Annotated in this window: 12 protein-coding genes and 1 riboswitch; of the genes, 3 read left to right on the plus strand and 9 right to left on the minus strand. The window is 61.5% G+C overall.

Going from position 1 to position 13,017, the window contains the following annotated elements:
- Positions 1 to 9 precede the first annotated feature (9 nt).
- The 5 genes from MHJ63_RS04760 to MHJ63_RS04780 are packed head-to-tail and all read right to left on the minus strand — an operon-like array spanning position 10 to position 6,468.
- Positions 10 to 1,470: a deoxyguanosinetriphosphate triphosphohydrolase gene (locus MHJ63_RS04760; RefSeq protein ID WP_420876133.1), complete on the minus strand. Its 1,461-nt coding sequence runs from the start codon at positions 1,468 to 1,470 to the stop codon at positions 10 to 12.
- Positions 1,463 to 2,641, minus strand: a complete 1,179-nt coding sequence (gene dusB / locus MHJ63_RS04765; protein WP_070490749.1) for a tRNA dihydrouridine synthase DusB — start codon at positions 2,639 to 2,641, stop codon at positions 1,463 to 1,465. Before dusB ends, MHJ63_RS04760 begins: the two co-directional genes overlap by 8 nt.
- A gap of 23 nt (positions 2,642 to 2,664) precedes the next feature.
- Positions 2,665 to 4,152: a YibE/F family protein gene (locus MHJ63_RS04770; protein WP_239446304.1), complete on the minus strand. Its 1,488-nt coding sequence runs from the start codon at positions 4,150 to 4,152 to the stop codon at positions 2,665 to 2,667.
- Complete coding sequence (locus tag MHJ63_RS04775; protein WP_239446305.1) at positions 4,145 to 5,083, minus strand: GNAT family N-acetyltransferase; 939 nt, start codon at positions 5,081 to 5,083, stop codon at positions 4,145 to 4,147. The genes MHJ63_RS04770 and MHJ63_RS04775 overlap by 8 nt, the downstream gene beginning before the upstream one ends.
- Positions 5,080 to 6,468, minus strand: a complete 1,389-nt coding sequence (locus MHJ63_RS04780; protein ID WP_239446306.1) for a glycine--tRNA ligase — start codon at positions 6,466 to 6,468, stop codon at positions 5,080 to 5,082. Before MHJ63_RS04780 ends, MHJ63_RS04775 begins: the two co-directional genes overlap by 4 nt.
- A gap of 200 nt (positions 6,469 to 6,668) precedes the next feature.
- Between MHJ63_RS04780 and MHJ63_RS04785 the strand changes: the two genes are divergently transcribed.
- On the plus strand, positions 6,669 to 6,905 hold the full coding sequence (locus MHJ63_RS04785) for an RNA-binding S4 domain-containing protein (RefSeq protein ID WP_239446307.1): 237 nt from the start codon (positions 6,669 to 6,671) through the stop codon (positions 6,903 to 6,905).
- Positions 6,906 to 6,941: 36 nt separating this feature from the next.
- Here MHJ63_RS04785 and MHJ63_RS04790 read toward each other — a convergent pair whose 3' ends face one another.
- From MHJ63_RS04790 to MHJ63_RS04800, 3 genes are all read right to left on the minus strand, one after another.
- Complete coding sequence (locus tag MHJ63_RS04790) at positions 6,942 to 7,616, minus strand: alpha/beta hydrolase (protein WP_070490691.1); 675 nt, start codon at positions 7,614 to 7,616, stop codon at positions 6,942 to 6,944.
- 12 nt (positions 7,617 to 7,628) lie between these two features.
- Positions 7,629 to 8,825 (minus strand): homoserine O-acetyltransferase MetX, encoded by a 1,197-nt coding sequence (gene metX, locus MHJ63_RS04795; RefSeq protein WP_239446308.1) that lies wholly within the window; start codon positions 8,823 to 8,825, stop codon positions 7,629 to 7,631.
- Between the two features lie 65 nt (positions 8,826 to 8,890).
- Complete coding sequence (locus MHJ63_RS04800; protein ID WP_239446309.1) at positions 8,891 to 10,222, minus strand: O-acetylhomoserine aminocarboxypropyltransferase/cysteine synthase family protein; 1,332 nt, start codon at positions 10,220 to 10,222, stop codon at positions 8,891 to 8,893.
- Between the two features lie 88 nt (positions 10,223 to 10,310).
- A riboswitch (SAM riboswitch) is annotated at positions 10,311 to 10,426 on the minus strand.
- Between the two features lie 135 nt (positions 10,427 to 10,561).
- On the opposite strand from MHJ63_RS04800, the gene MHJ63_RS04805 reads away from it, so the two are divergent.
- Entirely contained in the window at positions 10,562 to 11,203 is a 642-nt protein-coding gene (locus MHJ63_RS04805) for a VOC family protein (RefSeq protein ID WP_035756861.1), read from the plus strand.
- A gap of 42 nt (positions 11,204 to 11,245) precedes the next feature.
- Here MHJ63_RS04805 and MHJ63_RS04810 read toward each other — a convergent pair whose 3' ends face one another.
- Positions 11,246 to 12,073 carry a CPBP family intramembrane glutamic endopeptidase gene (locus tag MHJ63_RS04810; protein WP_239446310.1) on the minus strand — a complete coding sequence of 276 codons (828 nt, stop codon included), beginning with the start codon at positions 12,071 to 12,073 and terminating at the stop codon, positions 11,246 to 11,248.
- A 30-nt stretch (positions 12,074 to 12,103) separates the two neighbouring features.
- Here MHJ63_RS04810 and MHJ63_RS04815 point away from each other — a divergent pair, with 30 nt between their 5' ends.
- A complete protein-coding gene (locus tag MHJ63_RS04815; RefSeq protein WP_239446311.1) occupies positions 12,104 to 13,012 on the plus strand; it encodes a phosphotransferase family protein in 909 nt (302 codons plus the stop codon).
- Positions 13,013 to 13,017 lie beyond the last annotated feature (5 nt).

Genomic DNA, 13,017 nt, shown 5'->3' on the forward strand with positions numbered 1-13,017 from the left:
GCCACCATTCTAGGGCTTCCCCTCGGATGGCTTCTCCTCGGGTGTTTGCCCCTGAAGTGATCGCCCTTCAGGCGCTTTCCCCTCAGGCATAGAGACCGGGACGAAGAAATCATGCGTGCCCACCGCGGGCGGGAACTGCCCGCCACGCACCAACGTGAGATACCACTCAAGCGCTGAGGAATCTGTCAGCGATGCGACCTGATCGATCACCGCGCGGACCCGTGCGGCATCATCGACCGCCATGATGTAATCCTCACGGAAGATCGGATCCAGGTATTCACCTTCAGTCTTCAACAGCAGCTCAACCAGCTCACTAAGAACCTCAGCTTGGCGGCTATAGATCGGCTGACGCTCATCAACGGTCATGACATACGCGGTAGCCATGCCCTTCATGACAGCGATCTCAACCTCGGTTTCACGCGGAACCACAAGGCTCGCAGCATAACGGGTCAACGGGTCCGTCCCGTACCGCTGTTGCGTGGCCTTGAGCGCTGCAGAACAGAAACGGCCAATGAACTGGCTCGTCATATCCTTCAACGCAGCCAGCGAACGGCGGCCGCCATCGACCACCGGAACCCACTCTTCAGAACGCTCCAAACGCTTCAGCGCCTCATCGATCTCATCCTCAGGCGTCTGCGGGAGATACCAACGCCGCGTGTAATCGATCACCCGCGCCCGCCGTGCCTTCTCCTGAACCCACCGCAACTGAAAACGATGCGCGTTCACCGCGTCCTCAACATCGTGCACCGAATACGCGACGTCATCGGCCAAATCCATAACTTGGGCCTCAAGCGGGGTCGCTGAATCCTCGCGGCCATCACGAACCCACCGGTACACCGGCTCATCATCGGCATACACGCCGAACTTACGGGTGGGGCGGCCCTCACGCGTCAGCGGAGCCTCTTGCCGCGTCCACGGATACTTGATCGTCGCATCCAGGGTCGCCCGCGTCAGGTTCAAACCAGCCGAGGCGCCATTGGCGCGAAACGTCTTAGTCTCCAACCGGGTCAACAACCGCAAGGTCTGGGCGTTACCTTCAAAACCGCCGCACGCATCAGCCAGTTGGTCCAGGACCTTCTCCCCGTTGTGACCAAACGGCGGATGCCCCAAATCATGCGACAAACACGCGGTATCCACGACGTTGGGGTCACAGCCTAACGCGGCGCCGAGTTCGCGGCCCACCTGCGCGACCTCAAGCGAATGCGTCAAACGGGTACGCACAAAGTCATCAGAAAACGGCGCAACAACCTGGGTTTTGGCACCCAGCCGGCGTAGCGCCGAGGAATGCAGAACACGGGCACGGTCGCGTTCAAACGCCGAACGGTAGGCCTTCTTAGGCGGCTCGGGAACCCAACGCTCCATATCGTGGGTCTCATAACCGGCGATGGAGGCGAGCGCTTCACCTGCAACGCCCACATGCGAACGTGGATGCACCGAATTCTGTTCTTGCTTTGAACGCTGCTCAGCCACCGGAAATATCCAATTCAGCGTGGGAAATCATGGCCTTATGCTCATCGTTGAGGTAGCGGGAATCCAGCCAGTTCTGCGGCAGGTGCGGCCGTTTAGGGCTGCCAGCTCTCCCGCGTGTTCCTTCCGCGGCTCTCCCCGGATAAGGCGCGTCCCAATCCAGCTTGGCGAGTAGATCGTCCAACTCATCGAGTGCCGAAACCCTCGCAAGCCCAGAACGGACTTCCCCTCCGACCTCATAGCCTTTGAAATACCACGCGACATGCTTGCGCAGATCCTGCAAGCCACGGAACTCATCCTCGAAATGCTCGATGAGCAGGTCAGCATGGCGGCGGAACACACCGGCCACATCGCCCAGTGTTGGCCTGTAGCGCACCGGCGAACCGTTCAAAGCGGCCTCAAGATCACCGAAAAGCCACGGCTTGCCCTGAACGCCGCGGCCGATCTGGACGCCGTCAACCCCGGTTTGCTCAACCATCTCCACGGCGTCTTCGGCACTGAAAATATCGCCGTTACCGATCACCGGGATGTCAGGGAGCGCCTCGCGGAAACGCGCAAGCGCCTTCCAGTCCGCGTGCCCCGAATAATGCTGGTTCATGGTGCGGGCATGCAGTGCGATCGCGTCCACACCCACATCGCGGGCCATCTTGCCCGTCTCGATATAGGTCAAGTGATCGTCATCGATGCCTTTGCGCACCTTGACCGTCAGCGGAACGTTGCCCGCGTGCGCTTCCTCTACTGCGCCTGTGAGCAGACGCTGGAACAGATCGATCTTCCACGGCAAGGCAGAACCTCCGCCTTTACGCGTGACTTTGGGTGCCGGGCAACCAAAGTTGAGGTCGATGTGGTCGGCGCGCCCCTCCTCAACCAACATACGGACCGCCGCGCGCACCGTATTAGGCTCCACACCATACAGCTGAACCGAACGGACCCGTTCAGCCGGATGATGCTTGATGATGCGCATCGACTCCCGGGTACGTTCAACCAAGGCGCGCGAGGTCACCATCTCGCACACAAACAAGCCATCACCGTATTCAGCGCACAAACGGCGGAACGCCGAGTTCGTGATCCCCGCCATCGGCGAAAGCACCACTGGCGAGGCGAACCTGAGGTCCCGAAGACGCAACTCAGGCAACGTGAGCTTGACCGGATGATCAGTCTCACCGGTGCTCAACGAGGCGATAGGGCTTGCAATAGTCACGATTCTATGGTGCCACGACCCTCCGTCAGCCGGCCACGCAAACCGCCACCGCGCCGCACATCGGCCCGCCGTGTTGGCTCGGTGCCTTGGAGCGAGGCTTTGACCACGATCACACCGATCAGCGTTGTCACCGGGATCGCGATGACCAGTCCGATTGAAGCCACGAGTGTTCGCACGACCTCTTCGGCGAGGTGACCGGTGGTGAGGAACTTCAGCATCGAATAGTCATACAGGCTCATCATGAGCAGGGTCGCGATCGCCCCGCCCGCGTAGGCGAACACGATTGTGTACACAGTGGATGCGATGTGGTCGCGGCCGATGCGCATCGCGGACCTGAATAGCTCCCGCACTGTGGCATCCGGTTTAGCGTCGGCAAGCTCCCACACGGCCGAAGCCTGGGTGATCGTCACGTCATTGAGCACGCCAAGGCCAGCGATGAACAAGCCGCACAACACGATGCCGGACAAAGAAACGTTTGGAACTACCTGATTCAGCGTATAGGTGGAGTCCTCCCCCTGGCCTAACAGGGATGCGCTGTCGGTGGCCCACACCGCGATGCCGGCGGTCACGAAAAGCCCCACGATAGTACCGAGCAACGCTGTTGTAGTTCGAGCTGAGAGCCCGTGGGCGAAATACAAGACCACGAACATGATCGCGATCGCGCCCACCAGCCCGACCCATAAAGCGGGCTTACCCGCGAGCAGGGCCGGGAACATGAACCAACCGAAAATCAGGAATGAGAACGCGAGCCCGATCAGTGCACGGAAACCACGCCAGCCAGCAACCACGATCACCAACAGCGCGTACACGATCGAGAGTAACGCGACAGGAAAATCACGGTTGTAGTCGATGAACGTCGCAGTCGTTTCCGCACCGGCTTCCGCACCGGATTCACCGCCCGGCTCCACGCCTGCTTCTCCACCCGGTTCCGCGCCAGCGTTGCCATCGCCAGCGTTTCCCTCACCAGCGGAGGTGTTGATGAGCATGACCCGCAGCTTGTCCCCGACCTCAGGCGGGTCGTGATTCTCAACCTCTGGTGGGATCTGCACCGGAACCAGCTGATCCGTTTCCGGGTCTGTGACGTATGGGACTCGACACGTCGCATCCGACTCGATCTCGACCCGGCCGGCGTGGGTTTCGGTGGCCGCGCAACTGCCCTCGGAATCGACTTTGTCCACCGGCAACGTCACGATGCTGACGCCTGGAGCCGCAGAATACGGTTGCCCCAAAGACTCAGGGCGGTCATTCGGGCTCGGCCACAACCACACAAGGCCGGCGATCGTGAGCAATGCGAGCGGAATCAGGATCGAGGTCAGAACGATCGTTGCACGGCGCCGCAAACGCGGATCAGCGATCGGCGCATCATGGCTATGCCCGTGCACCTCAAGAGGGGCATGGTTCTCAGCACGATGCGGGCTACCTTCAGCCTGATGCGGGCTGCGGTGACGCCCGCCAGCACCACCCTGGTGACGTGCTCTACGCATCCGTGGCAACGATGTGAGTCGTCGTGACGATCGTGGCCAGACCCTTCGGGCCAAGCTCATCGATCACACGGCCCAACGGGACCATCGCGGTATCCACCTCAAGCTGGACCGGGTACTGATGCACCAGCATCGCCAAGAGGTCGCGGCACGCTTGGGATGCCCGAGCCTCATCAAGCTCAGGGTTCCACCCCAGAAGCACCTCGGTCGGAGCATCCGGGCGGGCCGGCTCATACGAGACCGCGAACGCGAGAATCGGCGCACCCTCACCCATCGCACGGTCACGAACCACAACGGCGCCCTTCGCGCCGGTGTGAGGCCCCAACAACATGGTCTGTGTGAGCCCGACCGTCATCGCTGAAGGATCCCACTCATGTGTGGCGTTATAGAACTCGGCGACAGTGGTGGAAAGCTCAACCGAACCGGTCGCCGCCTCTTCAAGCACAAGCCCGTCTTCAGCGAACTCCGGCAAAGGCAACGCGGACGGCTCAACGACCACCAGCATCGACTTATTGACCAGCCCGAAGCCCTCAGCTGCGAGAAATCCAGCCGCACCATCGGCATCCGGGTTCTCCCCCGCATCGGCCACCGTGTAACGCGACTTCAACTGAGCCCCCGCTGGAAGCTCCGCTTTCAAAAGCGCAAGCAGCTGATGCCCGATCCCCTGCCGACGTTCAGCCGAAGCCACCTCAACATAGAACCAATACCGTTGCGGGTGCAGGCTCGAGGAATACACCACGCCAGCCGCGATCGGGACGCCATCCAGTTCAGCGACAATACAGCGAGCGAACGGCTCATCGCTCGAGGGCCGCAACATGGCTCGGTCTTCGTGCGCCTGCGGAGTGCGGGGCCCACCCCACACCTCAAGCAGACGCAGATCGTCACCTTCCGCCCACGGGCGAAACGTTAGGCCCTCAAGCTCAGCCGCACTCATACAGCTCCCATCAGTTGGGTTGCCAGGTAGGCAGGCAACTCATCGATCGCGACGCGTTCTTGCTGCATCGTGTCACGCTCGCGCACGGTCACTGCGTTGTCATCAAGCGAATCGAAGTCCACCGTGATGCAGAACGGCGTACCGATCTCGTCCTGGCGGCGGTAACGGCGGCCAATAGCGCCCGCGTCATCGAAGTCAACGTTCCACTGCGCACCGAGCTTGCGAGCCAGCTCACGCGCCAGCGGGGACAGCTTCTCGTTACGTGAAAGCGGTAGAACCGCGGCCTTCACGGGCGCCAGGCGACGGTCAAGTTTCAACACGGTGCGCACATCGGTTCCGCCCTTTGTGTTCGGCGCCTCGTCCTCATGATAGGCATCAACCAGGAACGCCATCATCGAACGGGTCAAACCGAAGGACGGCTCAACTACGTACGGCACGTAACGCTCGCCCTTGGCCTGATCGAAGTAGGACAAGTCCGTCTTGGAGTGTTCGATGTGCTGCTTGAGGTCGTAATCGGTGCGGTTAGCGATACCCATGAGCTCGCCCCACTCCGAACCCTGGAAACCGAAACGGTATTCGAGGTCGATCGTGCGCTCAGAATAGTGGGCGCGCTCATCTGCAGGGACATCGAACTTACGCAGGTTATCCGGGTCAACACCGAGCTCAACGAACCAGTTCCAGCAGTCCTCAACCCACTCATCGAACAGTTCAGAAGCCTGCTCAGGCGGGGTGAAGTATTCGATCTCCATCTGTTCGAATTCGCGGGTACGGAAGATGAAGTTACCCGGGGTGATCTCGTTGCGGAACGCCTTACCGATCTGGCCGATACCGAACGGCGGTTTACGGCGCGCCGAGTTCACGACGTTGAGGAAGTTCACGAAAATACCCTGGGCGGTCTCCGGGCGCAGGTAGTGCAGGCCCGATTCGTCATCGACGGCGCCAAGGTAGGTCTTCATGAGCCCCGAGAACTGTTGTGGCTCGGTCCACTTGCCGCGGTTACCGCAGTCAGGGCACACGATCTCCGCCAGACCTTCTTCCGGCATGCGGCCCTTCTTAGCCTCGTATGCCTCAAGCAGGTGGTCTTCGCGGTGGCGGCGGTGGCACGAGAGGCATTCCACGAGCGGGTCAGTGAAGGTCTCTACGTGACCGGAAGCCTGCCAGATGGGGGTCGGGATAATGATCGAAGAGTCCAGGCCCACCATGTCCGAACGGGAACGCACAAACGTGTTCCACCACTGGCGTTTGATGTTCTCCTTGAGTTCCACACCTAGCGGACCGTAGTCCCAGGCAGAGCGGGAACCGCCATAGATTTCACCTGCCTGGAAAACGAAACCACGCCGTTTAGCGAGTGAAATGACCTTATCCAGCTTGGACGCTGCTGCCATGTTGAGTGAACTCCATCGGTTGATACGGGCCGCCGGCTGCGGTCCGTTATGGTCTGCCGTCAATCCTAACGGTTGAGCTGATTTTTGGCCCGTTTTGAACCTTGCTAGCCCAAATATGTGCCCACCGCGAAATCCTCGCCCAGCTCAGAAACGCTCCGGGCGCGCGTGCGCGGATCCTCGGCGCGTGAGAACCTTGGAGCATGAGTTCGGTAGACATCATTGACGTGCCCGTACGCACCGCAGGCATCCGTTTGGGCCAGTTTCTGAAACTAGCCAACGTGGTTGAAGACGGCGTGCAGGCACGCGAAGAGATCGCTGAGGGTAGTGCAACCGTCAACGGCGAGGTCGAGACCCGCCGAGGCCGGCAACTAGATTTCGACGACGTGGTCGGCTTCCACGACTACGTGTTGCGTGTGGCGCGCGAAGACGAAGCCTAGCCGCAGCGGCCAGTCTCGGGCGGCCAGGCCTGGCGCCTATACCTGGGCGCCGAGCACTTTAGCGGTCAGGAACTCGCCGATGTGGCGGATCTCTGCTTGCCCCACTCCGTGGCCGATGCCTTGGTAGTTGACCTTGGTGAGGTCCGTGTTCGCTCGCGCCCACGCGTTCGTCGGTTCGATGAACCGCTCCGGGATCACCGGGTCTTCCGGATCGCGTCCCCAGAACATCGGCAGCTTCTCTTCGCGTGCGGCCAGCTCTTGGTCTTTGAAGAAGTCCGCACCGGTTTCATCCTTGAACTGTTCCAGCGTGAAACCGGACAAGCCCACGAGCGCGTCCACCGCGGAAGGATCACGGCGGGCCACCGCGGTCGCCATCGCCATACCTTGAGAGAAACCCAGTAGCGTGACCGATTCGTGGTGCTTCTTCCGTTCAGCGACCCAGTGTGTCAGGTCCTCCACGACTTGGCTGTAATCAGCCGAGTTGAACTCCAGGTCCTGGCTTGAAAGCGGGAACCACGCGTAGCCGCCAAAACCCAGTGCAAGCGGTGCTCGCACTGACATCACAGCGAACTGGCCCGGAAGCATGCTCGCAATAGGTAGAAGGTCGCGTTCATCCGCGCCAAAACCATGCAAGAAAGCCAAGAGCGGCGCAGACTCATTCACGCCCTCCGGCACATGTTCAACTACAAACGGTTCCCACTTTTCACTCATATAACCATCCTGTCACGCACTTGGCGGCACCGGGCCCAAAAACGCACGGAACGGCGCATCCAGCTGGTGCCCATCGGTCAGAAAACCGTCGTGGCCCACCGGGGTCGAAACCATGTGCACAGGAACATCACCCGGCAGCGCATCCGCGATCCGCTGGGACTCTTGCGGATAATACAGACGGTCCGTGTCCACGGCCGCGATGAAGAACTCAACGCCCACTACCTCGGCGAGAGCCGCTTCGACTCCCCCGCGGCCCCGACCAACGTCATGGCTCATGAGCGCCTCAGTGAGGGTCAGGTAGGCGTTGGCATCGAAACGATTCACGAGCTTATGCGCTTGATGGTCCAGATACGACTCGACCGCGTAGCGGCCGCGTTCATCACGGCCAGCAGATCCCAGCGGAAGTTCGCTACCTTGCGGCGAACGCCCAAAACGATGGTCCAGCTCGGCAGCGGAGCGGTAGGAGACGTGGGCGAGGCGGCGAGCTATACCTAGGCCACGCTGCGGGCCGGCCCCGTTCCCGTGGCTGTAATAGTCTCCGCCGTGGAATTGTGGGTCGAGCCGGATCGCCTCAGTTTGGATCTGCGCGAACGCGATCTGCTCGGCCGATGATTCAGCGGTCGCGGCGATCACCGCGCATTTGGTGACGTGTTGCGGATAGCTCACGGCCCATTCGAGCGCACGCGCCCCGCCCATCGAGCCACCAACAACGGCGTGCCACGCCTCAATGTTGAGTGCGTGCATGAGGCGCAGTTCAAGCTCGACCATGTCGCGGATCGTGACGAACGGGAAACGCGAACCATACGGTTGCCCGTCCTCGGCCAGCGAGGCCGGGCCGATCGTGCCTGAGCACCCACCCAAGGCCGCCGGAACCACTGCGCAATACATGGTGGTGTCCACCGGCTTACCCGGGCCAACGACCTCGCGCCACCAACCAGGCTGCGGTGCATCCGCATCGGTCACTGACGCATCGTTAGCCGGCACATCGTTAGCCGGCGCTCCGTCGGCTGCGTGGGTGTCGCCGGTCAGCGCGTGCAAAACGAGGACCGCGTTACTGCGCTCAGCGTTGAGCTCGCCGAAAACCTCGTACGCGATATGGGTTTGGGGAAGGTGCCCGCCTGTCTCTAGATCCAGCGGGCCCAGCGGGAGGATCTTCACAGCGCTCTCGGGGGCGTTGTGTTGTGAGTGTTCTCGTACATCCAACGTCATAACGCTGCTTTCGCTTCGTGAGTTTCTATCGCTTTCGTTGCTACATGCCAATGTCCCGGCGCTAGCTAGGCGCGGGCGGCGTGGAAGGCGTCGAAGCCCTTCTGCAGGTCGGCGATGATGTCATCCACGTGTTCAAGGCCCACTGAGAGGCGGACTGTGCCTGGGCCTACGCCGGCGGCTCGCTTCTCTTCCGGAGACAGCTGGGAGTGGGTTGTGGATGATGGATGCGCCACGAGCGAGCGGACGTCACCGAGGTTGGCCAAGAGCGAGTGCAGCTCGAGCGCGTCCACGAAGGCGCGGGCCGCTTCCTCGTTGTCTTCAGCTCCCCTGATCTCGAAGGAGACGATCGCGCCCACCCCTTCGGGTGCGTAGTGGCGGCCACGTTCATACCACGGGCAGGATTCCAAGCCGGCATAGATGGTCGCGGAGACGTCATCGCGCGCTTCGAGCCATTGAGCGACCTTCTGCGCGTTCTCGATGTGCCTCTCAACACGCAGAGAGAGCGTTTCGAGGCCTTGGGCGATCAGGAAGGAGTTCATTGGGGAGATCGCAGCGCCGGTGTCACGCAACAACTGCACGCGGATCTTCAGGATGTAAGAGAGGTTCGCACCCAGTGGCGAGCCAACACCCATATCGCGGCCGTAAACGATGCCGTGATAGGACTCATCCGGCTGGTTGAAACCCGGGAAACGCTCCGGGTGTTGGGTGTAGTCGAAGTTTCCTGAGTCAATAATGACCCCGCCCATCGCGGTTCCGTGGCCGCACAGGTACTTGGTTGCGGAGTGAACCACGACGTCGGCGCCCCATTCGATCGGGCGCAGCGAGTACGGGGTTGCCAGCGTGTTGTCAATGATGAGCGGTACGCCTGCCTCATCGTGTGCAATCGCGGCGATGTTTTCGATGTCGAACACGTCTTGGCGCGGGTTACCGATGGTCTCGCCGAAGAAGGCCTTGGTGTTCGGCTTGATTGCCCCGCGCCATGCATCCAGGTCGTCTGGATCTTCCACGAACGTGACCTCGACACCGAGCTTAGGCAGAGTGTGCTTGAAGAGGTTCTGCGTCCCGCCATAGAGGGATGGCGATGCGACGATGTGATCGCCGGCTTCCGCAACATTGAGGATCGCATAGCTCGTAGCCGCCATTCCGGAGGCGACGAACAGCGCACCGACGCCGCCTTCGAGGCTTGCCATGCGGTTCTCGATGACCTCGGTGGTCGGGTTACCTAAGCGCGTATAGATAGGCCCCAGCTCGCTCAGCGCAAAGCGGTTGGCAGCAGCCTCGGTGTCAGGGAAAACATACGCGTTGGTCAGGTGGATCGGTAACGCTTGCGAACCCGTGGTCGGGTCTGGAGTCTGGCCGGCGTGGATCTGACGAGTTTCGAACTTTTGTTGCGACATATACAGTGCACCCCTTGATTCATAGGAGGGGCTTGCCCGCATACACCGGTTGAATTGACGTAACGTCCGCCCGGATACGGGCGGGCAGAGCCCGCGCTTGCCACAGCGGCATTCCCGTGTGACCAGGTCCTCACCCGGGGCACCCCGCCGCGGACGGAGGGTTGCCGGCCAGCAAACCGGGGTTTTGCACTGGCACTCATGACCTTGGCAATTAGCCTACAACACGCCAACCCACTGGCACCACATAACACCCACCACACCCGGTTTGATCCACAGGCCGGACTTCAACTTAGGTAAACCTAAGTAGAGATGTGGCTCACACAGTGTCAGATTTAACCCATGAAGCTCGATCACGTTTCTTATGCTTGCGGGCCAGAAGGCCTCATCACCACCGCAGACCGTATCGCCGATCAGCTCGGGCTCCGGTACGTCAAAGGAGGCGTGCACCCACGCTTCGGAACACGCAACGTGTTCTTCCCCCTCCACAACCACCAGTACCTCGAAGTCGTTGAGGTACTAGACCACCCGGCCACTCTCCAGCAGCCGTTCAGGAAGGCAGTACGCGCCCGAAGCGAGATGGGTGGCGGATGGATGGGCTGGGTCGTCTCAGTAGAGGACCTCACACCTATCGAGGAGCGCCTGCAACGCGGCGCGGTCCCCGGTTCGCGTAAGTTCCCCGACGGGCGAGAGCTCACGTGGCGCCAGATCGGCATCAACGGGCTCATCGCAGACCCTCAGCTTCCCTACTTCCTCCGCTGGGACGAGAGCTTCGAGGACCTGCACCCATCCCGGGCTGAAGAGCCACACGGGGAAATCGTGGAACTCACGATCTCCGGTAACCGCGAACGCATCGACGAATGGCTCGGCCACCCAGGTGAAGACTTCAAGGGTGAGGTCACATTCAACTTCACTTCCCCTTCCGGGATGCCGGGCCTGCAATCGGTCACGTTGAAGACCCCGAAGGGCCTCGTAACCCTCTAACAGCGTTGGCCCGGCGGCGGCTGACAGGGCCGACGGCGCGGGCTAGCTGCCGTACCCGAACCATGCCGTGAGCAGCGGGTAGCCCACAAACGCGACCGCATCGAGTAAGAAGTGCGCCCAGATGAGCGGCATGATGCGGCGTTTGTGTAGGTAGTAGAGCCCAAAGATCACGCCCATCGCTACGTTGCCGATGAACGGCCCGATGCCTTGGTAGAGGTGGTAGGAGCCGCGCACTACGGCGCAGAAGATGATGATCGCGGTAGGCGTCCATTTCAGTGTTGCGAGCCGCTCATGCAGATAGGCGAGCACCACGATCTCTTCAAGTAACCCGTTCTTGAGTGCGGCCAACAGCAACACGGGCACGCTCCACCACGCATCCGGCAGGCCTGAGGTCGTGATTGCGGTCGTGACACCGAGCGCCCTGCCCACCGCGTATACCGCGAGGGTTCCTACGCCGATGAGCACGAAGAATGCGAAACCCACTGCGGCGTCGCTACCGCATCGTTGACCGTCAATGCCCCACCTGCGCCAAGGCTTATTGCCCGGCCAGCGTGAAAGAAGGTAGATCACGAGCGCTACCGGGGCAAGCGCAAAGAAGATGCCGGCAAGCTGATACAGCAGATCAATCCACTCACGCGTGCTAGTTGAGGTGTTGAGGGCCGCGGTCCCGGAGGAGATGGGGCCGCGCGTGATGGTGTCGAGCAAGTCGATGAGCGCATACACCCCGGATTTGCCCAAAGAGAGCGCCAGGACGATGCCGATCTCCCACCCCAGGGCCTTTCGCGAGGGCGCCCCCAGCTCGCCCAGGCCGGGCGTCTTCGCTGAGCCGTCACCGTCTGGGGTGTGTGCGTGTGGGGATTGGGCACTCATGCATCCGATTATGCTCGGTAGGCTGGATGCATGGCCAGGCAACCCACGAGCGAAGAAGTTGAACGCGCCAACGCTTTATACCCTGCCGCGGATTGGGTTTCTGGCCGGGTTGAGGAATCTGGGAAGTCGAACCTGGTTCTCATCCCGGCAGACCCGGTTCCTGAGGTTGTGTTCCGGATGGCCCGGACTCGTGAGGAGGCGCTCGCCCAAGCCCGCCGTGCCGCGTTAGCGGATGCGCTTGCCCCGCATGTTCCGTGGCTCGTCCCTGAATCCCGCTCCCCGATCGATTCCGCCGGCGGGATCATCCAACGTTTCATCCCAGGTGCCGCCCACCCGCTACACCAAGGCGACCCTGCAGTATTGGGGCGGATTATTACCGACCTGCAAGCGGTTCCGTTGAGCGCCTACGAAGGCCTGGTTGGCGCGCCCTGGGAGGCAGAACCTCAATGGACCCAGGCCCGCGCCGATGCCGCGATCGATGCGCTTGAGCCCGATGTGCGGGCAAGTGCCGCTACCGTGTTAGCTACTCTGGGTCAGATGGAGCAAGCCATGGGATCCGCGGTGGGCCAAGGCGCCGCTCTTCGCGGTTCACTCCGGCGTGGTTTAGTGCATGGGGACTTAGCGGGCCGGAATATGCACTGGCGTGATGGCGAGCTGATCGGGATCCTCGACTGGGACAAAGCATCCTTGTGGGACCCAGCGATCAATCTGGCGCATCTATCCCTGTGGCACGGCCAAGACGTGATCGACCCGTCAGCCCCGGATGAGTTCTTCGCGGCTCGAGCCCACGTGTGGAACGGGTCATTGGCGTTGACTCGCGTGGCTGACGCCGCACTACGCGGTGGCGTGAAAACCTGGGGCCGGCTTTTGAGGAAGACCCAGCCGCGCATCATCCGGGCCGCTCAAGCCGCACACGTATGCCGCGAGCTGCTGCAGTAATCCCC

This window comes from Pseudoglutamicibacter albus (assembly GCF_022346425.1).
Classification (GTDB): Bacteria; Actinomycetota; Actinomycetes; order Actinomycetales; family Micrococcaceae; genus Pseudoglutamicibacter; species Pseudoglutamicibacter albus.